Origin of the sequence: Jatrophihabitans sp. (genome assembly GCF_036000465.1) — a bacterium.
Taxonomy (GTDB): domain Bacteria; phylum Actinomycetota; class Actinomycetes; order Mycobacteriales; family Jatrophihabitantaceae; genus Jatrophihabitans.
In genome coordinates this window covers 71320-92128 of record NZ_DASYFV010000035.1, presented here as the reverse complement: position 1 = coordinate 92128, position 20809 = coordinate 71320, and the positions used below count along the sequence as shown (strand labels likewise).

General features: G+C 68.8%; 23 protein-coding genes. 19 read left to right on the top strand and 4 right to left on the bottom strand.

Features of this window, described 5'->3' with window-relative positions:
• The first annotated feature begins 295 nt into the window (after positions 1 to 295).
• The 15 genes from VGN18_RS11685 to VGN18_RS11615 all read left to right on the top strand — a co-directional run bounded on the left by VGN18_RS11685 (position 296) and on the right by VGN18_RS11615 (position 15054).
• Complete coding sequence (locus tag VGN18_RS11685; RefSeq protein WP_327539865.1) at positions 296 to 2164, top strand: 2-oxoacid:acceptor oxidoreductase subunit alpha; 1869 nt, start codon at positions 296 to 298, stop codon at positions 2162 to 2164.
• Positions 2157 to 3185, top strand: coding sequence for a 2-oxoacid:ferredoxin oxidoreductase subunit beta (locus VGN18_RS11680; protein WP_327539864.1), 1029 nt, complete (start codon positions 2157 to 2159; stop codon positions 3183 to 3185). The genes VGN18_RS11685 and VGN18_RS11680 overlap by 8 nt, the downstream gene beginning before the upstream one ends.
• A gap of 48 nt (positions 3186 to 3233) precedes the next feature.
• Entirely contained in the window at positions 3234 to 3527 is a 294-nt protein-coding gene (locus VGN18_RS11675) for a hypothetical protein (protein ID WP_327539863.1), read from the top strand.
• Positions 3524 to 3934, top strand: a complete 411-nt coding sequence (locus tag VGN18_RS11670; RefSeq protein ID WP_327539862.1) for a type II toxin-antitoxin system VapC family toxin — start codon at positions 3524 to 3526, stop codon at positions 3932 to 3934. Before VGN18_RS11675 ends, VGN18_RS11670 begins: the two co-directional genes overlap by 4 nt.
• Positions 3935 to 4153: 219 nt before the next feature.
• Positions 4154 to 5077, top strand: a complete 924-nt coding sequence (gene rarD / locus VGN18_RS11665) for an EamA family transporter RarD (RefSeq protein WP_327539861.1) — start codon at positions 4154 to 4156, stop codon at positions 5075 to 5077.
• Positions 5078 to 5104: 27 nt separating this feature from the next.
• Positions 5105 to 5830: a maleylpyruvate isomerase family mycothiol-dependent enzyme gene (locus tag VGN18_RS11660; protein ID WP_327539860.1), complete on the top strand. Its 726-nt coding sequence runs from the start codon at positions 5105 to 5107 to the stop codon at positions 5828 to 5830.
• Between the two features lie 651 nt (positions 5831 to 6481).
• Positions 6482 to 6850, top strand: a complete 369-nt coding sequence (locus tag VGN18_RS11655; protein WP_327539859.1) for a type II secretion system protein — start codon at positions 6482 to 6484, stop codon at positions 6848 to 6850.
• Positions 6851 to 6923: 73 nt separating this feature from the next.
• Positions 6924 to 8018 carry a type IV pilus twitching motility protein PilT gene (locus VGN18_RS11650; protein WP_327539858.1) on the top strand — a complete coding sequence of 365 codons (1095 nt, stop codon included), beginning with the start codon at positions 6924 to 6926 and terminating at the stop codon, positions 8016 to 8018.
• Positions 8015 to 9796: a GspE/PulE family protein gene (locus VGN18_RS11645; RefSeq protein WP_327539857.1), complete on the top strand. Its 1782-nt coding sequence runs from the start codon at positions 8015 to 8017 to the stop codon at positions 9794 to 9796. Before VGN18_RS11650 ends, VGN18_RS11645 begins: the two co-directional genes overlap by 4 nt.
• Position 9797: 1 nt before the next feature.
• Complete coding sequence (locus VGN18_RS11640) at positions 9798 to 11003, top strand: type II secretion system F family protein (RefSeq protein WP_327539856.1); 1206 nt, start codon at positions 9798 to 9800, stop codon at positions 11001 to 11003.
• A 2-nt stretch (positions 11004 to 11005) separates the two neighbouring features.
• Positions 11006 to 11419, top strand: a complete 414-nt coding sequence (locus tag VGN18_RS11635) for a type II secretion system protein (RefSeq protein WP_327539855.1) — start codon at positions 11006 to 11008, stop codon at positions 11417 to 11419.
• Complete coding sequence (locus VGN18_RS11630; RefSeq protein WP_327539854.1) at positions 11416 to 12054, top strand: type II secretion system protein; 639 nt, start codon at positions 11416 to 11418, stop codon at positions 12052 to 12054. Before VGN18_RS11635 ends, VGN18_RS11630 begins: the two co-directional genes overlap by 4 nt.
• Positions 12051 to 13574 (top strand): hypothetical protein, encoded by a 1524-nt coding sequence (locus tag VGN18_RS11625; protein WP_327539853.1) that lies wholly within the window; start codon positions 12051 to 12053, stop codon positions 13572 to 13574. Before VGN18_RS11630 ends, VGN18_RS11625 begins: the two co-directional genes overlap by 4 nt.
• An 82-nt stretch (positions 13575 to 13656) precedes the next feature.
• On the top strand, positions 13657 to 14196 hold the full coding sequence (locus VGN18_RS11620; protein ID WP_327539852.1) for a hypothetical protein: 540 nt from the start codon (positions 13657 to 13659) through the stop codon (positions 14194 to 14196).
• 54 nt (positions 14197 to 14250) lie between these two features.
• On the top strand, positions 14251 to 15054 hold the full coding sequence (locus tag VGN18_RS11615) for a prepilin peptidase (protein WP_327539851.1): 804 nt from the start codon (positions 14251 to 14253) through the stop codon (positions 15052 to 15054).
• 4 nt (positions 15055 to 15058) lie between these two features.
• Here VGN18_RS11615 and VGN18_RS11610 read toward each other — a convergent pair whose 3' ends face one another.
• Both VGN18_RS11610 and VGN18_RS11605 read right to left on the bottom strand, forming a co-directional pair.
• Positions 15059 to 15766, bottom strand: a complete 708-nt coding sequence (locus VGN18_RS11610; protein WP_327539850.1) for a hypothetical protein — start codon at positions 15764 to 15766, stop codon at positions 15059 to 15061.
• Entirely contained in the window at positions 15763 to 16707 is a 945-nt protein-coding gene (locus tag VGN18_RS11605) for a lysylphosphatidylglycerol synthase domain-containing protein (RefSeq protein WP_327539849.1), read from the bottom strand. Before VGN18_RS11605 ends, VGN18_RS11610 begins: the two co-directional genes overlap by 4 nt.
• A 100-nt stretch (positions 16708 to 16807) precedes the next feature.
• On the opposite strand from VGN18_RS11605, the gene VGN18_RS11600 reads away from it, so the two are divergent.
• The 4 genes from VGN18_RS11600 to VGN18_RS11585 are packed head-to-tail and all read left to right on the top strand — an operon-like array spanning position 16808 to position 18854.
• Complete coding sequence (locus tag VGN18_RS11600) at positions 16808 to 17305, top strand: hypothetical protein (protein WP_327539848.1); 498 nt, start codon at positions 16808 to 16810, stop codon at positions 17303 to 17305.
• Positions 17306 to 17361: 56 nt separating this feature from the next.
• The gene (locus VGN18_RS11595; RefSeq protein ID WP_327539847.1) at positions 17362 to 17553 is read left to right on the top strand and encodes a hypothetical protein; all 192 of its coding nucleotides are present in this window, start codon (positions 17362 to 17364) and stop codon (positions 17551 to 17553) included.
• Between the two features lie 9 nt (positions 17554 to 17562).
• A complete protein-coding gene (locus tag VGN18_RS11590; RefSeq protein WP_327539846.1) occupies positions 17563 to 18255 on the top strand; it encodes a molybdopterin-dependent oxidoreductase in 693 nt (230 codons plus the stop codon).
• Positions 18255 to 18854: a cytochrome b/b6 domain-containing protein gene (locus VGN18_RS11585; RefSeq protein ID WP_327539845.1), complete on the top strand. Its 600-nt coding sequence runs from the start codon at positions 18255 to 18257 to the stop codon at positions 18852 to 18854. The genes VGN18_RS11590 and VGN18_RS11585 overlap by 1 nt, the downstream gene beginning before the upstream one ends.
• Positions 18855 to 19202: 348 nt before the next feature.
• Here VGN18_RS11585 and VGN18_RS11580 read toward each other — a convergent pair whose 3' ends face one another.
• Both VGN18_RS11580 and VGN18_RS11575 read right to left on the bottom strand, forming a co-directional pair.
• Complete coding sequence (locus VGN18_RS11580) at positions 19203 to 19799, bottom strand: hypothetical protein (protein ID WP_327539844.1); 597 nt, start codon at positions 19797 to 19799, stop codon at positions 19203 to 19205.
• Between the two features lie 9 nt (positions 19800 to 19808).
• Entirely contained in the window at positions 19809 to 20804 is a 996-nt protein-coding gene (locus VGN18_RS11575; RefSeq protein ID WP_327539843.1) for a polyprenyl synthetase family protein, read from the bottom strand.
• Positions 20805 to 20809: the final 5 nt, after the last annotated feature.

Here is a 20809-nt window from a genome sequence, read left to right as displayed (position 1 = left end):
TCAAGCTGTGAGTTCCGAGTCAAGATCATGGCGACGATAGCCAGTCGGTGGCCCCGACGTCCAGACCCGTTGATCAAGGTCCGGATAGCCCTGACATCCGGGGCGCAGGTCCCGAGATCGGCTGATTCCCCCCATAGCGGGCGGTCGAGCGCGCCTGCGTGAGCCAACACACCAGCAGGGTGTGGACTCCCCTACGTAGGATGAACCGGTTGTGTTGCGGGCGGTTTCTCGTCGCGTGTCGAATGCATCGCAGCGCCCGCGCCAGTTGGTTCACACGACGGATCAAGGACAAAGGATGAGCAAGAGCGTCGAGCAGCTCGATCAGGTCGTGATCCGGATCGCCGGGGACTCCGGCGACGGCATGCAGCTGACCGGTGACCGCTTCACCCAGGAGACCGCCGTCTTCGGCAACGACCTGGCCACCTTCCCGAACTTCCCGGCCGAGATCCGGGCGCCCCAGGGCACGTTGGCCGGCGTCTCGTCCTTCCAGCTGCACTTCGCCGACCACGACATCCTGACCCCGGGTGACCGTCCGGACGTGCTCGTGGCGATGAACCCGGCGGCGCTCAAGGCCAACATCGGCGATCTGCCCAAGGGCGCCACGCTCATCGTCGACACCCACGACTTCACCACCCGCGCCCTGGCCCGGGTGGGCTGGCCGAGCAACCCGCTCGAGGACGGCACGCTCGAGGGCTTCAACGTCCACGCGGTCGACCTCACCCAGCTGACCCTCGACGCGCTGTCCGGCAGCGAGCTCTCCCGCAAGGATGCCGGCCGGTCGAAGAACATGTTCGCGCTCGGCCTGCTGTCGTGGATGTACTCGCGGCCGACCGAGGGCACGATCAACTTCGTCCGGACGAAGTTCGCCAACAAGCCCGAGATCGCCGAAGCCAACATCACCGCGTTCAAGGCGGGCTGGAACTTCGGTGAGACGACCGAGGCGTTCGGCGTCTCCTACGAGGTCAAGCCGGCGACGGTCGCCAAGGGCACGTACCGCAACATCAGCGGCAACCTGGCCCTGGCCTACGGGCTCATCGCGGCCTCGCAGCGCTCGGGGCTGCCACTGTTCCTCGGCGCCTACCCGATCACGCCGGCGTCGGACATCCTGCACGAGTTGTCCAAGCACAAGCGCTTCGGCGTGCGCACGTTCCAGGCCGAGGACGAGATCGCCGGCATCGGCGCCGCCCTCGGCGCGGCCTTCGGCGGCGCGCTGGCGGTCACCACGTCGTCCGGTCCGGGTATCGCGCTCAAGGGCGAGACCATCGGCCTGGCCGTGTCGCTCGAGCTGCCGCTGGTCATCTGCGACATCCAGCGCGGCGGCCCGTCGACCGGCCTGCCGACCAAGACCGAGCAGTCCGACCTGCTGCAGGCGATGTACGGGCGCAACGGCGAGGCGCCGGTGCCGATCGTCGCCCCGCAGTCGCCGGGTGACTGTTTCGACGCCGCGGTCGAGGCCGCCCGCATCGCGCTGACCTACCGCACCCCGGTCTTCCTGCTCTCCGACGGCTACATCGCCAATGGGTCCGAGCCGTGGGCCGTACCGTCGGTCGACGACCTGCCCGACCTGCGGGTCGAGTTCGCCACCGCCCCCAACGGCGACGGCGCGAACGGGGGCCCGGAGGGTTCCTACCTGCCCTACCTGCGCGACGCCGAGACGCTCGCGCGGCCGTGGGCGGTGCCGGGCACGCCCGGGCTCGAGCACCGCATCGGCGGCATCGAGAAGGCCGACCGCACCGGCAACATCAGCTATGACCCCGACAACCACGACTTCATGACGCGCACGCGCCAGGCCAAGGTCGACGGCATCGCGAACTCGCTGCCGCCGCTGCAGGTGGACGACCCCGACGGAGATGCCCGGGTGCTGGTGCTCGGCTGGGGCTCGACCTACGGGCCGATCGGGGCCGCGTGCCGGCAGGTTCGCGAGTCGGGTGCGTCCATCGCGCAGGCCCACCTGCGCCACCTCAACCCGTTCCCGAACGACCTCGGCGAGATCCTGAAGCGCTACGACAGGGTCGTCATCCCGGAGATGAACCTGGGCCAGCTGGCCCAGCTGATCCGGGCCAAGTACCTGGTCGACGCGCTGTCCGTCACCCAGGTGCGCGGGCTGCCGTTCAAGGCCGACGAGCTCGCCGAGATGCTGCGAGGAGTGATCGAGCATGGCTGACATCAAGGACCTCGGACTGAAGGCCAAGGACTTCAAGACCGACCAGGAGGTCCGCTGGTGCCCGGGCTGCGGTGACTACGCGATCCTGGCCGCCGTCCAGGGCTTCATGCCTGAGCTCGGGGTAGCGCGCGAGGACATCGTGTTCGTCTCGGGCATCGGCTGCTCGTCGCGCTTCCCGTACTACATGAACACCTACGGCATGCACTCCATCCACGGACGCGCGCCGGCGATCGCCACCGGGCTGTCGACTTCGCGCACCGACCTGTCGGTGTGGGTCGTGACCGGTGACGGCGACGCGCTGTCGATCGGCGGCAACCACCTCATCCACGCGCTGCGCCGCAACGTGAACCTGAAGATCCTGCTGTTCAACAACCGGATCTACGGTCTGACCAAGGGCCAGTACTCGCCGGCGTCCGAGCTGGGCAAGATCACCAAGTCCTCGCCGATGGGCTCGATCGACAACCCGTTCAACCCGGTGTCGGTGGCCCTCGGCGCCGAAGCCACCTTCGTCGGCCGCACGCTCGACAGCGACCGCAAGCACCTGCAGTCGGTGCTGCGCGCGGCCGCCGACCACCAGGGCACCGCACTCGTCGAGATCTACCAGAACTGCAACATCTTCAACGACGGCGCGTTCGACGTCCTCAAGGATTCCGAGACCCGCGACGACTGGACGATCCGCATGGAGCACGGCCAGCCACTGCGTTTCGGCGCCGACGGCTCGAAGGCGGTCGTGCGCTCGGCCGACGGCGCGCTGTCGGTCGAGGAGGACGTCGCCGCCGACGACCCGCGAGTCGTCGTCCACGACGCGCACAACGACAACCCGGCCTACGCGTTCGCGCTGTCCCGGCTGCAGTCGGTCGATTCGCGCTACGCGCCGATGGGCGTCTTCCGCTCGGTCGAGCGTCCGGTCTACGACCAGCTGATGGCCGACCAGCTCGAGACCGCCGCCGCCTCCGCGCCCGGCGACGCCGCCGCGCTGCAGAAGTTGCTGCTGGGTGCGGACACCTGGTCGGTCGCCTGACCTCTGTGACCCCTGCGGGGGTGTCACAAATTTGTGTTACCTTTTCGTATGGCTCGGACCAGCGACCATGCCGTCGGGCTGCGCGAATTGCGGCACAAGACGCGCGAGGTGCTGGCCCGTGTCCGCGGCGGCGAGACCATCGACATAACCGAGTACGGGCATTTGGTGGCAAGGCTCGTCCCGGCCGGCGAACGCACCCCGACACCCGTCCTGGCGAAACTCATCGAGGCCGGGCGAGCCCAGCCTGCCCGCCGCCCCGGATATCGGCCACCCATGCGGGTTGGTGATGGCACCGACCGCCTGAGTGACGAATTGGCGGCCATGCGGTCCGAAGAACGGTGACGACCTACTACATCGATACGTCGGCCGCGATCAAACTGCTGGTTTGCGAGTCTCACTCGGTGGCCTTCGCCGAGTTCTACGACGAGCGCCACGACGACACCTGGGTCAGTTCGAGCCTGCTCCGCGTCGAGCTGATGCGCGCAGTGACCCGAACACTCCCGGCGGCCGTGTCCGACGCGCGCGCCCTGCTGCTCGCCTTTGATTACGTAGGCATGGATGACGAGGTCGTCGATGCGGCCATGAACGAGCAGGATCCGATGCTTCGTGCACTCGATGCCATCCATCTCGCGACCGCACGCCTATTGGGTTCCGACGTGGCCGGCTTCGTGACCTACGACGACCGACTCCGCACCGCGAGCACTCGGGCCGGGTTGACGGTAGTCAGTCCCAGGACCGGTGAGCGATGACCGATGAGCGATGAGCGATGACCGATGAGCGATCCAGCCAAGCCCCCGCCGGAGGACGAGCGACTCGGCGTCGTTTCACCGAGCGGCAGCCGCGGCATGAGCGACGCCAGATTAGCGGCGTCCGCAGTTGCGGCCGACTGCTCCGAGTAGGCCGATCCCGGGCCTGCCGGTCGGTAATGGACGGGGCACAGCGCCGGCCCGGTCCGTACCGTGGTGAGCGTGGAGGACGAGGCCGCCGAGCGGCGTAGAGGGCTGGCCTTCGGCACCGCGGCCTACTTCATGTGGGGCATGTTCCCCCTGTACTTCCCGCTACTGCGCCCGGCCGGGACGGTCGAGATCCTGGCCTCGCGCATGGCATGGTCACTGGTCGTCGTCATCGTGCTGCTGCAGTTCGGCTCCGGGTTCCGCGGCGTGCGGGCGGTGCTGCGGGACCGGCGCCGGTTCGGGACGCTGACCGCGGCCGCCGTGCTGATCAGCGTCAACTGGGGCGTCTACATCTACGGCGTGAACTCCGGGCACGTCGTCGAGACGAGCCTCGGCTACTTCATCAACCCGCTGTTCACGATCATCCTGGGCGTCGTGGTGCTCGGCGAGCGGCTGCGCCCGGCGCAGTGGGTGGCGGTCGGCATCGGCGTCGTCGCGGTGCTGGTGATCGCCATCGACTACGGGCGCCCGCCGTGGATCGCGTTGATCCTGGCCTTCTCGTTCGGCCTGTACGGCTTCGCCAAGAAGCAGGTCGGGGTCGGCGCCACCGACTCGCTGGCGATCGAGACCGGCGTGCTGTTCGTGCCGGCGGTCGTCGCGCTGATCGTGGTGGCGGCGCAGGGCGATCTCGTGTTCGGCACCCGCCTGCCGACCTCGCTGCTGCTGGCCGGCAGCGGGCTCGTCACCGCCGTCCCGCTCATCTTCTTCGCCGCCGGCGCGAGCCGGCTGCCGCTGTCCATCATGGGGCTGCTGCAGTACCTGACCCCGTCGCTGCAGTTCGCGGTCGGCGTCGGCATCCGGCACGAGTCGACGCCGGCGGCCGAGCTCGCCGGGTTCGTGCTGGTCTGGATCGCGCTGGCGGTGCTGAGCGTCGACGGCCTGCGTCACCAGCGGCGGCGCGGCTCGCGGATGGCCGAGGTCGAGCCCGTTCCGGGCTGAGCGGCCGGCACCTGCAACGATCAGCCCATGTCCGAACCGAACGCCCTCCTGCCCGCGCTGCGCGCCTCGACCGCCGACCTCGCGCTGGCCCTGGACGACTCGCAGTGGTCGGACGCCGACGTCGCCGCGCCGTCGCTGTGCGAGGGCTGGACCCGCGGACACGTGCTCACCCACCTCGCCCGCAACGCCGACGGCATCGCCGGCACCCTCGCCGGGGCGCTGCGCGGCGAGATCGTCGCGCGCTACCCGGACGGCTGGGAGGCGCGCAACGCCGCGATCGACGCCGGGGCGGGCCGCTCGTTCGCCGAGTTGCGGGCCGACGTCGTCGAATCCGCCGAGCGGCTCGACCGCGTGCTCGGAGCGATCGCCGACGCCGATGCGTGGGACCGGCCGACGGACCAGGATCGCCCGGCCGTCGAGTGGCTGATGGGGCGCTGGCGCGAGATCGAGATCCACCGCGTCGACCTCGCCGGCGACTACTCCCCCGACCGCTGGCCCCCACTGCTGGTGACGCTGCTCCTGCCGCAGGTCGCCGAGACCCTCGCCGACCGGGTGCCGTCGGCCGTCACGGTGGAGGTGTCGGCCGAGGGATCGCTCTCCGGCGAGCTCGTCGGCTCGACCTGGAGCGCCGGATCGGGGCCGGCCACCGTCGTGTCAGGTCCGGATTGGGCACTGCTGGCCTGGTTGGTCGGGCGCCCGGAGGTTGTCCAGCATTTGCTGGGTTCTCTACCGGAGCTTGCTCCCTTGCGGTAGTCGCCTGGTCACGCTCTGTCGTGAAGGCGCCGTAAGTAAAGCGGACGAACCTGCACTTCCCCTGCCCAAGATGGTTCAAGATTCGGATATTCCATGACGCCAAAGGTCCCGCCAACCCCGGCTGTAGGTCATGCAATTCCCGGTATATAGGACAAATCTCGTGACTTGCCAGGAAAACTTCGCCACATGATTTGAATCGACCCCACCCCTAGCCGATCATTACCTTGCACAGCGGCCAATCGATCAATATCGATCCTCCAGGGAAGCAATTCGGATCGAAATGGACTATTAGGCCGCAACCAGGGAAACGTGTTTCGGGTGGTGGGGTGGGTCATGGCGCATGCCATTTTCGCTGATACGACCACGCCCGTGAGCAGACGCTCGCGGCGGGTCTCCCTCAGCGTGCCGCAAGCCCCACGTTCCCGGGCGTCTACGCGGATCGTCCGCGGGCCGGCCGGGCAGCCGGCGCGGTTCTGATCAATTCGCTCTCCGGAAAGATCGAATTGCCCAGATCCGCGCGTAAATGGCACAGGCACACGTTTGCGATCCACCCCGGTCTGCGTATCCGATAACGCAGCTCGTCAGTTATCTGAATGAGAGCGCCGGGTTCCACAAATCATCCAGCACGACCCAACAACCAAGGGGAAGTACATGTACAAGCAGCTCAAGGCGGCACGCGAGAACGAGTCCGGCTTCACGCTCATCGAGCTCCTGATCGTTATCGTCATCCTCGGCGTCCTCGCCGGCATCGTCGTCTTCGCGGTCAGCGGCATCAATGACAACAGCAAGGCTTCGGCGTGTAAGTCCGACGTGAAGAACGTCGAGGTCGCGGGCGAGGCCTACTACGCCCAGAACAAGGCTTACCCGACGACCGCGGCCGACGCTCAGGCCAAGCTGGTGCCCGGCTACCTGCACAGCTGGCCGACCGGCACGACCATCGGCTGGACCTACACGGCCGCTTCCGGCGGTACGCCCGCGTCGTTCGCTGTCACCGGAAACAACGGCGGCTCCACCTGCTAGTCGGCCATGCCGGGGCGGGGCCGACTATCGCGGCCCCGCCCGATTCAACGAGCGATCCTCGACAGGAGACACAGTGACACGGCAGGCAATCGGCGAACGCATCGATTCACTCCTCGATTCGCTATGGCAAGCGCGTGGGACTGACCTCCTTCTCACGGTCGGATTGCCCCCGCAGCTTCGGGTTCACGGCGAACTCGTGCCGGTCGCTGGACCGGCCCTGACGTCCGACGACACCGACTCTCTCCTCGGCGAGTTGCTCACAGACGGCCAGTCCACTGCTTGGAAGACCCAACGCGAGTACGACTTCTCGTTCAGCTGGCGCGACCACGCGCGAGTGCGGGGCAACGCATTCACCCAGCGCGGGATGACAGCGGTGGCGTTGCGCATGATCCCCCGCGACATCCCTTCCATGAATGCGCTTGGCCTACCTCCGGCGCTGGGCGATCTCGCCCGTCAGCATCAGGGCCTCATCCTCATGACCGGGCCCACGGGCTCAGGCAAGTCGACAACACTCGCATCGGTGATCGACATGATCAACCGCGAGCGCGCTTGCCACATCATCACGATCGAGGACCCGATCGAGTACGTGCACGAGCATCAGCGCTCGGCCGTCAACCAGCGCGAGGTCGGCACAGATACCGACAGCTTCCCCGACGCCTTACGTTCGGTCCTGCGCGAGGATCCCGATGTCCTTCTCGTCGGCGAGATGCGTGACCTCGAGTCGATCCGGTTCGCGCTCACCATCGCCGAGACCGGTCACCTGGTTTTCGGCACCCTGCACACCAACGACACCGCACAGTCGCTCACTCGCATGATCGACGTCTTCCCGGCCGAGCAGCAGGCCCAGATCCGGGTCCAACTTGCCAGCGCGCTGAGCTGCGTGGTCTACCAGCGGCTCATTCCCCGCATCGGCGGCGGCATGGTCGCAGCCTATGAGGTACTTGTCGCCACGCCGGCCGTTCGCAACCTCATCAAGGAAGGCAAGACGCACCAGCTGCGCAACTCCCTGGTCACCGGTACCCGCGACGGCATGGTCACCTTCGAGCAGTCTCTCTCGGCTCTGGTTCAGGCCGGCGTCATCACCTATGACGACGCGCTGGCCCGCAGCCTGTACCCGAAGGACATCGAGGCCCGGCCCCGGTTGCGCGCCAGCGGCGTGACCGCATGAAGCTCGCTCGGTCCAAGCCGCACCCCGCCGTCGCCGGCGTCGACACGGTCGAGCGGGCGCCGCGGCACGCCGTCGACCACGACATCCACGCCGAAGGCCGGCGACTCGGCGAACTCGTCGTAGCCTCCAATCTCGCCGGCGAGGCCGACGTCGCCGCCGCCCTCGACGAGGCGCGGCGCTCCGATCGCATGCTCGGCCGGGTGCTCGTCGAGAAGCGGGTGCTGACCGAATCGCAGCTCGTGGACATCCTGTCCGAGCAGTGCGGCCTGCCCATCGCCGACTTCCGGATCATCAGCCCGAGCGCCGGTGCGATCGCCCTCGTCACCGAGGCCACGGCGCGGACCATGGCTTTCCTGCCGCTGTCCATCGAGGACGACGGGGTCATCCAGGTTGCCGTTGCCGACCCGACGGACGCAGCGCTCGACCGGGTGCGGCAGACGATCGGCCACCCGATTCAAGCCCTGCTCGCGGAGCCGGCCGATCTCATGCGAGCGATCGGCTCCAGCTACCGCGCCACCAGCCGTATCGACTCCCAGGTGCAGGCCTTCGAGACCCGCGACGCCCTCCGCAAGGACGCCGCGCGGTACGAGACGATCGCAGTCAACGACGAGGCCCCGGTCGTCCAGGTCGTGCAGCTGATCATCACGCAGGGTCTTCGCGACCGTGCGTCGGACATCCACATCGAGCCGAGTGACGACCGTATCCGAGTGCGTTACCGAATCGACGGCGCCCTGCACGACGTCCTTTCGCTCCCTGGCTCCATCGGGCCGGCGGTGGTCAGCCGGATCAAGATCATGGCTGAGCTCAACATCGTCGAGAAACGGCGACCGCAGGACGGCCAGATCAGCCTCCGCATCGAGGATCGCGAAGTGGACATCCGGGTCTCGACCACCGCCGTCGTCGGCGGTGAGCGCGTGGTCATGAGACTTCTCGACAAGAGTCGACCGCTGTTCGAACTGGCGCAGCTCGGCATGCCCGACGATGTCGCCACGAAGTACGAGTCGCTACTGCGCTCGCCCTACGGCATGGTGATCTGCGCCGGCCCGACCGGTGGCGGCAAGACAACGACGCTCTACGCGTCGTTGGGCGAGCTGAACTCGCCCGACCGCAACATCATGACCATCGAGGACCCCGTCGAGTACACCTTCGACACGATCAACCAGATCCAGATCCACGAGCAGGCCGGCATCACCTTCGCCAACGGCCTCCGGTCGATCCTGCGCCAGGACCCGGACATCATCCTGGTCGGCGAGGTGCGTGATGTCGAGACGGCGCGCATCGCGGTGCAGTCGGCACTGACCGGCCATTTCGTGCTTTCTTCGCTGCACGCCACCGATTCGATCTCAGCGCTGTACCGGCTCATCGACATGGGCATCGAGCGATTCCTCGTCGCTTCCTCGATCACCGCGGTCGTCGCGCAGCGCCTGGTGCGGCGGACCTGCACCTACTGCCGTGAGCCCTACAAGCCCTCACCCGAGGAACTCGCCTTCATGAACGAGTTCAGCGGTGTTACACCGGCGGGCGGCTTCACCCACGGTGCGGGATGCAACTTCTGCTCGCATACCGGATTCCTCGATCGCATCGGCGTCTACGAGTTGATGGCCGTCACCGATGAGGTCCGGGAGCTCATTCTCGAGCGCGGTTCACACGACGAGCTCCGCAAGCTGTGCCAGTCCCAGGGGATGAGCACCTTGCTCGAAGAATCCCTGCGCCTTGTCGGAGACGGCGTCACCACGCTGGCCGAGGTCATGCGCACCATCTACGTCGCCGGAGCCTGACATGCCGAAGTTCGCTTACGTCGCCACTGCCCCTGACGGTCTGCAGGCCAAGGGCGTCGAGAAGGCCGACAGCCGCAGCGCGGCGGAGCTCGCACTCTACGACCGCGAGCTCCGCGACATCCGGGTCACTGAGAAGAAGAGCATCTTGCAGCTCGAGATCTCGGGTCCGCGAGTCAAACGCGAAGACCTGATGCACCTCTCAAGGCAGATGGCGGCATTCGTGCGTGCGGGTCTCCCGATTCTCGATGCAGTTCACACCATCGCTCAAGAGACCGAGAATTCGTCGGTTCGTGTCGTCATGGAGGACATCGAGGAGAGCCTTCGATCCGGGGAGAGATTCTCCGACTGTCTCGACAGGCACGCGAAGATCTTTCCGGACTTCTACCGCGGAATCGTCCGCTCGGCGGAGTTGACGGGCGAACTCGATGTCGTGCTCACCCGTCTCGCGGTGTACATCGAGCGTGACCTCGAAGCTCGTCGGAAGATTCAGGCGGCGACCATCTACCCGGCCGTGATCATGGTGATGTCCATTGTCACGATCACGGTCCTGGCCGGCTTCGTCCTGCCGAAGTTCAAGGTGTTCTTCAAGAGCCTCGACGCGAAACTGCCGTTGCCCACTCGGATGCTGCTCGCCGTCACCGACTTCCTCACCTCATGGTGGTGGGCGCTTCTGGTCGGCGTCGGCGTGATTGTGCTGAGCATCGGGGTGGCCCTGAGGACCGAGACTGGCCGCTACACGAAAGATCGCATACTGCTCAAAACGCCGGTGCTGGGGACGACCATCCAGTACGCCCTCGTGGAACGCTTCTGTCGAATCCTGGCCTCCATGGTCAATGCCGGAGTGAATCTTCCCGAGGCGCTGCGAGTATCGACCGAGTCCTTACGGAACCGGGTCTATATCCGCGCTCTGTCCAGCGTGAACGAGGCAATGCTGGAGGGACAGGGAATCGCCACACCCTTGGCACGAACGCAGATGTTCCCGAACACGGCCGTGCAGATGCTTCGGGTCGGCGAGGACACGGGCACTCTCGACGCTCAGCTCGAGGTGACGGCGCAGTACTACGAGACCGAACTCGACTACAAGATCAAGAAGCTCACGTCGCTGTTCGAGCCCGCAATCATCGTCGTCATGGGCCTGTTGGTCGGCTTCGTAGCCGTCGCTCTCGTGTCGGCCATGTACGGCGTGTTCCATCAGGTCAAGGTCTGAGCATGGCGGAACATCGCCCGCGACACGAGGAGCGCGGTGAGACGCTGCTGGAGCTGATAGTGGCCATCGGGATACTCGGAGTCTGTGTCCTCGCCGTCGGAACCGGATTGGCCCTCGCCATAAAGGTTTCGTCGACCCACCGTGAAGCCGCGGACGCCGGCACCTACCTCCACAACTACGCCGAACAGCTCTCGGCCTCCTACGTTTGCGGAACAGCCGTTCCCGCACCCGCGGCGGGAGTAGCGATGCCCGGATTCGGAACTCCGAGCGTCAGCGTGACGTACTGGGACGGGTCCGCGTTCACGCTGGCGTCGTGTCCCGGCACCGACCCGGGCCTGGAGCAGATGAAGATCTCCCTGGCCTCGAGCGACAGTCGAGTCACGCAGTCCCTGATCGTGGTGGTCCGCAAGCCATGAGCGGCAAGCGCAGTACTGCGAACGACTCGGGTTTCACGCTTGTGGAGATTCTGCTGAGCGTGGTGATCATCGGTGTCATCACTGTGCCCCTCGGCAACCTGTTGATCAGCTACTTCACCACCACGGGCGTCACGAGCGGCCGCGTGAGCGAGTCACACGACGAGCAGCAACTTGCCACCTTCTTCGCTCAGGATGTGTCGAACGTCGGTACCCGTTCATTGACAAGCCCCTACACGGCGGCGCAGTCGATCTGGACCAGCGGCTTCCCGAGCGGCGCGTGTGGCGCCGGAACGACGGGAAGTGAGCTGCTGCTCCTCAAGAGCGATGACATCACCTGGGCCTCGGTCTCCCAAACGGCGAGTCGCACGGTCAATCTCGCCGCTTACTACGTCCGCACGGTCGGCAGTGAGACCCAACTGCATCGCGTCGCGTGCAGCGACTCCGGTGGCGGAGCCTCGCCCAGGACCGACGACGTGCTTGCGTACAACATCAACCCGAGCGCAGCTAACAGCGTCGCCTGCACGCCGGACTGCACGACCAACCCGACTTCGGTGACCATGACCCTCAGCATCGCGGCCGCGGGCCGAGGACAGCCGTACACGCTGGTCGTGTCCGGCCGACGGAGGCAGACATGACAGGTTCCCCCCGCACCGAGAAGGACCGCGGTGCTACCTTGATCATCGTCCTCATGCTGGTGACGATCATCGCCACCGTGCTGGGAGTCGTACTGAGCAATGTCAGCACCGGGGTCAAGTCCACAAACGCGTACAGCGACGCAGCGTCGGCCAGTTACGCAGCCGATGGCGCGGCTCAGGCTGCATTGACACGCCTGAGTCGAGGCACCTACCCCAATCTCTGCGCGTCGAAGACAGGGGATTCGCTCCAACTCGGGTCGGGTGGCGGGAGCGCCGCATTTTACCCGGCCAGCGGTTCCAGCGCCCATGCGTACAACGCCACGGTGACCTGCTCGCCGGATACGTCGACGGTGTCCGGGGGAGTCATCGGGGGTGCCAACAAGCCTCCCTACGCGCTGCTTACCCTCGGGACCTCGGCCGCGGAGACCGGGCAGTTGTTCGGACAGGCCAACAAGGACGTGACCGTGGCGAACGGAAGCGTCCTGTCCGACTCCTCGATCAACGCGTCCAAGGCGACCCTCATCGTCAACTCTCCGTACAGCATCTCAGCGGTGGGCACCTGCACCGGGGTGACCTGTACGAAGATCGCCAGCCCCGGGGCGCCCGACCCGGCATACGCGCCACCGAGCGCGCCAGTCAGTACGGCGCCTGCACCGGTGTGCACCGGTGGCCGAGCCGCATTCCGACCGGGTTTGTACACCGATGCCAGCGTCCTCAACAGCGGCTGCGGGCAGAACGGCCTGGTCTGGTTCAGTCCGGGTGCCTACTACTTCGACTTCAAGAACTCTGGCAGTCACACCTGGAACGTGCCGGCCCGGGTTGTGGGGGGCACGCCGATGGACAGCGCCTCGACGAGCAAGCCCATCACGGGTCTGGACCCCGCCACCGCGTCCACCCTGTCGAATCTGAGCGCACTGCATTCAGCCCCTGGAGGCTGTTCCAGCCCAGCAGTCGCCGCCCAGCCCGGCGTCGAATTCGTGTTCGGCGGAGACAGCGCGATCGACATGGGCACTTCGTTGATGGAGTTGTGCGCGTCCTATTCCTCGTCCGCGCCGCCGATAGCGATCTACGGCCTGAAGGCCGACATCACCAATGGAGGAACAGGCACTGCTCATGCCCAGAGCGGCTGCATCGTCACGGTGAATGGATGCACGTTCATGACGAGCAACGGCAACGGGCACGCGGAGATCCACGTGAACGGCATGGTCTACGCGCCCGGCGCCTGGGTCGACGCGACCTACAAGAACTCCGCGGGTCAGTCGTTCAACTGGGGTCTTGCCGTCCGGCGCTTCTCCGGCGACACCGTCGGCTCGACACCCACGGATCCATTCATCGAGTTGCCGCCGGACGGAACGTTCGGAACCACTGGATTCTCGACCGTCTACCTCACTGTCTACCTGTGTGACGCCTCGACGACGCCATGTCCCGTCGGGACCCCGGCGCTCCGGGCCAAAGCCGTAATCGGCTCGACCGCGCCGCCCGCCACGGTGACTGTCCTCAGCTGGACGAACCTCAAGTAGGCCGACCCGCTTGACGTGAAGTTCACGTGAAGCGTCTAATAGGGGGGTCGGCGGGGGCCGCACAGCACAACCGGAGCTCCCAATGGCCTTCCTTGCGATCCTCGAGGTCACCCTCCTTCTGGCGTCGATCGCCATCGTCGCCTCGCGTCCCCGTCACCGGATGGTCCGTCCCCAGCTTCCCGAGCCCACGCCCACCGCGGTCGCGGTCGACGGGACGCCCACCCCGATCGAGCTGCCGGCCGTGCTGCGCATGCGTCGGGTCGGACGCTCGCAGATGACCGAGGAGACACCGACCACCGCCCGTATCGCCCCGCTCGGCTGCGACGCGGCGCTGCAGGTGCTCTGGGTCGGCGAGACCGTGCTGGCCGATCTCGACCCGGCCGATCTCGTCACCGTCCGGGCGTGGTCGCAGGGCCGGCTGGCCTACGCGATCGGCGAGACCCGGCGCGACTACGGCTCGTGGATCCCCCAGGACGCGGCCGTCGCCGGCTGGGAGATCTACCTCGTCACCGCGTCGGGCCGCATCATGCACCTGCTGGGTGAGCCGGGCACGGACATCGACCGCGAGCTGGCCCGGCTCGACGATCGCGTTCGGGTCGCCCTCGTGGCCGACGCGGCCTGATCACCTCCGCGCGGCTCACCGGCCGCGCCGAGTGGCCCCGGCACAATGGATGGCATGGCGGCACTCGACGGAATGTTGGTCGCGTTCGCCGGCCTACTCGGCCTCGCCGTCGGATCGTTCCTGAACGTCGTCATCTACCGCGTCCCGGCCGGGCTGTCGGTGATCAGCCCGCCGTCACGCTGCCCGGTCTGCGAGCACGACATCCGCAACCGGCACAACGTTCCGGTGCTCGGCTGGCTGATCCTGCGCGGGCGCTGCTACGACTGCAAGACCCCCATCAGCCCGCGCTACCCCGCCGTCGAGGCCACGACCGGCGTCCTGTTCGCGGCGGTGGCGGCCGTGCTGCTCCATCGCCATCTGGGTCAGGCCGTCCCCGCGTACCTGTACCTGACCGCGGCCGGCGTCGCGCTCGCGATGATCGACTTCGATCACAAGCGCCTGCCGAACGCGATCGTGCTGCCGTCGTACCCCGTGCTCGCCGGCCTGCTCGTCGTGGCCTCCGCCCTCACGCACGACTGGTGGGCGCTGGCCCGTGCGGGCATCGGCGGCGTCGCGCTCTACGCCGCGTTCTACGCGCTGATGGCCGCCTACCCGAAGGGCATGGGCTTCGGCGACGTGAAGCTGGCCGGGGTACTCGGCGGTGCCATGGCCTGGTTGTCCTGGGCGACGTTCGGAGTCGGCGCCTTCGGCGGCTTCGTCCTCGGTTCCCTCGTCGGCCTGGGGGTGATGGCCAGCGGTCGGGGCACGCGCAAGACCGCGATCCCGTTCGGGCCGTTCATGATCGCCGGAGCACTGCTCGCGATCTTCGTCGCCCAGCCGCTCGCCGACGCCTACCTGCACCTCATGGGACGCCGCTGACCGGTCAGGTGAGGGTCAGCAGCGAGGTCTGTTCGGGATACGGCAGCGTCGGGGTCAGGCCGGCGAGGCGGCGCTCGGTCACCGGCGCGGCGGCGATCGCGGCGCGGTAGCGGCGGCGGGCGGTGTTGTCGAAGACGATCAGGCCGTCGAGGGCGAGGCGGGCCACGGCGCGGCGCAGGCACGCCTCGCGGGCGCGGCCGTCGATGACGATCAGGTCGAACTCGCCGTCGAGCCCGTCGATGGCGGCGACGTAGCGGGCGAAGTCGAGGCCGCGGTGCCCGCCCTTGGCTGACGGCACGACCGGGTCGGTCATCGCCTCGGGCTCGACCACGTGGAAGTCGATGTTGCCGGCAGCGGCGAAGGCCGGCGCCATCGCGCCCGCGAACGCGCCGTCGTGCTCGACCGAGTGCACCTGATCGACCCGCTTCGCCAGCCAGAGCGTGCTCGCGCCCGAGCCGTACTCGAAGACTCGGACGGGGTGGGGGCGGGCGGCCAGCCAGGCGTCGACCGCCTCGACGGCCCGGTACGTCCACCACGGCACGTCGAGCTCGGCGATCGCGAGCGAGTCGTGCACCCGCACTAGGCTGTGGGCCCAGTGCGCCCAGCGGCGATCGCGCGGCGGCGGGGTCGGCGAAATCCAGCCGCGGCGCACCAGGGTCGTGCCGAGGCGCCGGACCCCGCCGGCATACGTCTGCTTGAGGCGCCGGCTCACGGCTGCTCCGCGACGGCCGGGCGGCGGCGCCCGCTGTACGCGAGGCCGAGCACGCCACCGGCGGCGTCGACGGCGACGAGCAGGATTCGGGCGATCGCGGCGACGGCGGTCGCCGGGCCGGCGTCCAACCCGCAGATCGCGACGAACAGCACCTCCCGTACGCCCGCGCCGGCCGGCACCGGGACGGCGAGGAACCCGACGATCCAGGCCACGACCGCGGCCAGCGCGACCTGCATCGGCCGCTGGTCGAGGTGCAGCGCCGCCGTCACCGCGACGGCCGCGCCGCCGACGAGCAGCCAGGTCGGCACCGCGCCGAGCACGAGTCGGACGAGCTGGGCCCAGCTCGGCGGCGTCCAGGTGATCCGGCCGCGGGTGACGCGAGTGGTGAGCGCGGCGGCGGCCCGGAGCGCCGGCGGCGCGCCGCTGAGCAACCCGAGCGGGACGAGGACGGCGAGCAGCCAGAAGGCCGGCGCGCCGCCGTCGAGCGCCGCGGCGGGGCCGAGCAACCCGCACGCGAAGCCGGCCGCGAGTGCCATCACCGCGTAGGCGGCGAGCGTGGTCAGGTAGGCGTCGCGGCGACCGACGGCGCCGCTGCGGGCGGCGAGTTCCCCGCGGCCGAGCACGCTCCACACGCTGCCGGGCAGGTACTTGCCGAGCTCGCCACCGAAGTACCAGGCCACGACGGCGAGCGGTCGCAGCGCGGCCCCGGCCCGGCGCAGGCACGCCCACCACAGCAGGGCGAGACCGAGCATGGCCAGGCCGCTCGCCAGCAGGGCGAGCGCGAGCAGGCCGACATCGGCCCGCCGGATCGCCGCCGACACCCGCCCCCACTGGTCGACGAGCGTAACCACGCAGAACGCCACCGCCGCCAGCGCGACGGTGAGGCCGACCGCGCGCAGGAGCCGGTTCCGAGCCTGCCCCGCGCCCGGCTGGTGCCCCACGAAGCGCGAGCCTAGACCCAAGCCTTGACGTTAGATCAACGTTAAGGCTTCAATGGTCAGGACGGCGGGGGTGCCGACGAAACGGGAGTTCTGGCCCCTCATGACTGCTGTCGCGATCCTCGAGGTCTCGCTGCTGCTGGCCTTCATCGCCATCTGCGTCTCCCGCCCTCGGCACCCGCTCGCCGTCGCGGCCCCGGCCCTGATTCCGACCGACCGCCTCGACGCCACCCTGCGACTGCGCCGCCTCGATCATGGCGGCACGACCGAGGCCACACCGACCTCCGTCCGCATCGCCCCGCGCGACGACGCGGGCGCGGCGCTCCAGGTGCTCTGGGTCGGCGACACCATGCTGGCCGATCTCGAGCCGGCCGACATCGTCACCGTCCGCGCCTGGTCGCAGAGCGCGCTCGCCTGCTCCTTCGGCGAGATCCGGCGCGACTACGGCGCCTGGATCCCGGCGCCCACGGCCGGTTGGGAGCTCTTCCTCGTCACCCGCTCCGGACGCCTGCTGCACCTGCAGGGCCGGGCCGAGGCGAGCGTCGATCTGGCCCGCCTGACCGCCCGGCTGCAGGCCGCCCGCGTCGCCGACGTCGCCTGAACGAACGACCGCGAGCGGTAAGAACCCGCGGCGCCCGGCGGCGGTAGCGTCGGGGTATGCGCAGCCCCGCCCTCGTCATCACCGGCGTGATCGTCGCGCTGTTCGGCCTGCTGTTCACATTGCAGGGCGTCGGGATCGTCAAGGGCAGCTTCATGAGCGACACGACGTTCTGGACGATCGCCGGCCCGGTGATCGCCGCGGCCGGCCTCGCGCTCGCCGCCGCGGGCGCGCGGGGTCGCGCCCGCTGAGGCGTCGCGATGGACGAGCCGTCGGACGAGCGCAGCACCCCGGTCGGTCGCCGCACGGTGCTCGGCCTGCTCGGCCTGGGCGCGGCCGGCGTGATCGGCGGCAGCCACGTGCAGTCGGTGCTGTCGCGCTGGCTCGCGCCGCTCGAGCAGAACGACCCGACCGGGTTGCTCTCGCTCTTCCCGCTCGGCGCGACGTTCCGCTACTACTCCGTCGTCGGCAGCGTGCCGCCGCGCTCCCGCGCCGCCTACCGGCTGGCGGTGTCGGGGCTGATCGAGGCGCCGCACACCTACCGCTTCGACGAGCTGGCGGCCATGCCGCAGACCTCGTTCACCCGCGACTTCCAGTGCGTCACCGGCTGGCGGGTGCCGGAGGTGCGGTGGAGCGGCGTCCGACTGTCGACGCTCATCGACGCCGCCCGGCCGACCGGCACGGCCCGGGCCGTCCGCTTCCGCTCGTTCGACGGCACCTACACCGAGAACATGACCCTCGAGCAGGCGCGGGCCTCGGACGTCATCGTCGCCCTGCGCATGCTCGGCGGGCCGGTCACGCACGACCACGGTGGGCCGGTGCGCATCTACGCCGGCTCGCTCTACGGCTACAAGAGCACCAAGTGGCTCTCGGGCATCGAGCTCACCGACCGCAACGTCCCGGGCTACTGGGAAGACCGCGGCTACCCGCTCGACGGAACGATCTCGAACTGATGAACCGGACGCTGCCGCGCTTCGCCCGTGCCGAACGGCTCGTGCACCGCACCGTCGCCGGACTGACCGGCATCTGCATCGTGACCGCCGCGATCCTCTACCTCGGCCCGCTCGCGCTGCTGGTCGGGCACCGGCGCGTGGTCGTGCTGGTGCACGTGACGGCTGGGCTGGCGCTGCCGGTGCCGCTGCTGCTCGGCCTCGGCTCGCGCGCCTTCCGGGCCGATCTGGGGCGGCTCAACCGGTTCACGCCGTCGGACTGGCGCTGGCTGCGTTCCAAGACGCGGCGCGACGGCACGATCCGGGTCGGCAAGTTCAACGCCGGGCAGAAGCTCAACGGCGCGCTGTCGGCCGGCTCGGTCCTCGTCCTGTTCGGGACGGGGCTGCTCATGTACTTCCCGTCGCTCGCCCGGCTGGCCTGGCGCACCGGCGCAACCTTCGTGCACGACTGGTTCGCCCTCGCCTTCGGCCTGCTCGTGCTCGGTCACATTGCCTTCGCGCTCAAGGACGTCGAGGCCCGGCGCGGCATGCGCACCGGATCGGTCTCGGCCGAGTGGGCGCGCGAGGAGCATGCGGCCTGGGCCGACGAGCTGTCGCCCTGAGCCCGGAGGGCGGCGACGAGGCGAGCAGCGCGATTGCGGATGCCGCCTCATCTTCAGAAGCTGCCGTCCCCCCTATGAGGCGAAGCTGGGCGAGCCGTTCTTCCGAGTGCGGCTGGACCGGGCTACCGAGATGGGGCGCATCCACCTGCGCGCGACGGCCGAGCTCGGCCCCGATGCGCAGAAGGCCCGAGACGTCGCAGCTGTCATCGGGCGCCAGCCCTGAACTCGTGATGCCGCCGACTCGACGGCGAGGATCTCGCAACGTGGACTGACCACACCGAACGCGGACACTTCGGCAGCTCTGACCCCCGCGCCGATGAGACCGGATGTGAATCATGAGCCAATGCGCTACCGCGTCACGTTGAGGTTCTGGAGCGCCTTCGCGACGTCGATGATGCGGGCGTTCTGCAGTTCGGGCTTCTCGATCTCGCGGCGGACGAACTTGGCGACCGACTTCTTCAGCTCGCCCTCGACGCCGCCGATGACCTGCACGACCGAGGCGCGCAGGCCCTCGGCCTGCAGGTCGACCTCGATCGCGCGCGGCTTGGGCGCCTCGACGTCGATGACGATGCGCAGCGGCTCGGCGGCCCGCGCCGTGATCGGCAGCAGCACCCGCACGGCGGCGGTGAAGCGGTACCTGTCCAGGCCGATCTCGATGGTGAGCTGCAGCGCGACCGGGATGGTGAGCCGGAACGCGACGTGCTCGCCCTCGGTGCGGGCGACGTCAGGGTCGCCGACAGCTCCGGTGGCGCTCACCTTCACGAGACCGAGGGGGCCGACCCCGAGCGGGCCGAAGTCGACCGGGCGGCCGGCCAGGTTGCCGGCGGCCTCGACGACGCGCTCCTGGGTCACCGCGGTCTCGAAGAAGCGCTGGCCGAAGTCGGCGTAGCTCATGAGGACGAACCCGTCGGATGCCTCTGCGGGCAGCGGGGCACTCTCGGCCACGAGGCCTCCTCAGCCCGTGCGGGCGATGACTATCTCGGTCAGGGCATTCAGTGCATCACGCGCCGGGACATCCGGCATGTCGGCGAGGTGCTGGTGCGCGGCGTCGGCGTAGTCGCGCAGGGTCTCGCGGGCCTCGGCCATCGCTGCCGACGTGCGGAGCAGTTCGAGGGCCTCGGCGTGCTCGGCGTCATCGGTGAGCGGGTGCGACACGAGCTCGCGCAGCCGGGCGGTGCCGGCCTCGCCCGAGCGCAGCGCGTACAGGACGGGCAGGGTGGCGATGCCCTCGCGCAGGTCGGTGCCCGGGGTCTTGCCCGACTCGTCCGTGCCGGAGGCGATGTCGAGGATGTCGTCGCTCAGCTGGAACGCGACGCCGATCTGCTCGCCGAACGAGCGGAGCCCGGCGATGATCTCCGGCGCCGCCCCCGCGTAGTGCGCGCCGAACTCGGCCGCGGTGGCGATGAGCGAGCCGGTCTTGTCGGCCAGCACCGCGAGGTAGTGCTCGATCGCGTCGGTGCCGGACTGCGGCCCGACCGTCTCGCGGATCTGGCCGACGACCAGCCGCTCGAAGGTCTGGGCCTGCAGCCGGACGGCGTACGGGCCGAGGTCGGCCAGGAGGTTCGAGGCCCGCGAGAACAGGAAGTCGCCGGTGAGGATCGCGACGGTGTTGTCCCACCGCGAGTTCGCCGAGGCCGCCCCGCGGCGCACGGGCGCCTCGTCCATGACGTCGTCGTGGTAGAGCGTGGCCAGGTGGGTCAGCTCGCAGACCACGGCCGAGGAAACGACCTCGGGCCGGGTCGGGTCACCGAAGTGCGCAGCCAGCACCGACACCATCGGGCGGAACCGCTTGCCCCCGGCGTCGACCAGGTGCCGGGCCGCACCCGCCACGAACTCGTCGTCGGCCGACACGGCCGTGCGCAGCGCGGCCTCGATCGTCTCCAGACCGGCCCGGACCGACTTCTCGAGGACCGGGTCGTCGAAGGCGACGCCGAGCGAGACTGGGGCCACCGCAG

Excerpts from the sequence above, each read along its gene's own strand:
- VGN18_RS11685 (WP_327539865.1), top strand. The coding sequence starts at position 296 with ATGAGCAAGAGCGTCGAGCAGCTCGATCAGGTCGTGATCCGGATCGCC.
- VGN18_RS11635 (WP_327539855.1), top strand. The coding sequence starts at position 11,006 with ATGGCGGAACATCGCCCGCGACACGAGGAGCGCGGTGAGACGCTGCTG.
- VGN18_RS11630 (WP_327539854.1), top strand. The coding sequence starts at position 11,416 with ATGAGCGGCAAGCGCAGTACTGCGAACGACTCGGGTTTCACGCTTGTG.
- VGN18_RS11640 (WP_327539856.1), top strand. The coding sequence starts at position 9,798 with ATGCCGAAGTTCGCTTACGTCGCCACTGCCCCTGACGGTCTGCAGGCC.
- VGN18_RS11600 (WP_327539848.1), top strand. The coding sequence starts at position 16,808 with ATGACTGCTGTCGCGATCCTCGAGGTCTCGCTGCTGCTGGCCTTCATC.
- VGN18_RS11590 (WP_327539846.1), top strand. The coding sequence starts at position 17,563 with ATGGACGAGCCGTCGGACGAGCGCAGCACCCCGGTCGGTCGCCGCACG.
- VGN18_RS11620 (WP_327539852.1), top strand. The coding sequence starts at position 13,657 with ATGGCCTTCCTTGCGATCCTCGAGGTCACCCTCCTTCTGGCGTCGATC.
- VGN18_RS11625 (WP_327539853.1), top strand. The coding sequence starts at position 12,051 with ATGACAGGTTCCCCCCGCACCGAGAAGGACCGCGGTGCTACCTTGATC.
- VGN18_RS11675 (WP_327539863.1), top strand. The coding sequence starts at position 3,234 with ATGGCTCGGACCAGCGACCATGCCGTCGGGCTGCGCGAATTGCGGCAC.
- VGN18_RS11680 (WP_327539864.1), top strand. The coding sequence starts at position 2,157 with ATGGCTGACATCAAGGACCTCGGACTGAAGGCCAAGGACTTCAAGACC.
- VGN18_RS11615 (WP_327539851.1), top strand. The coding sequence starts at position 14,251 with ATGGCGGCACTCGACGGAATGTTGGTCGCGTTCGCCGGCCTACTCGGC.
- VGN18_RS11655 (WP_327539859.1), top strand. The coding sequence starts at position 6,482 with ATGTACAAGCAGCTCAAGGCGGCACGCGAGAACGAGTCCGGCTTCACG.
- VGN18_RS11585 (WP_327539845.1), top strand. The coding sequence starts at position 18,255 with ATGAACCGGACGCTGCCGCGCTTCGCCCGTGCCGAACGGCTCGTGCAC.
- VGN18_RS11660 (WP_327539860.1), top strand. The coding sequence starts at position 5,105 with ATGTCCGAACCGAACGCCCTCCTGCCCGCGCTGCGCGCCTCGACCGCC.
- VGN18_RS11645 (WP_327539857.1), top strand. The coding sequence starts at position 8,015 with ATGAAGCTCGCTCGGTCCAAGCCGCACCCCGCCGTCGCCGGCGTCGAC.
- VGN18_RS11595 (WP_327539847.1), top strand. The coding sequence starts at position 17,362 with ATGCGCAGCCCCGCCCTCGTCATCACCGGCGTGATCGTCGCGCTGTTC.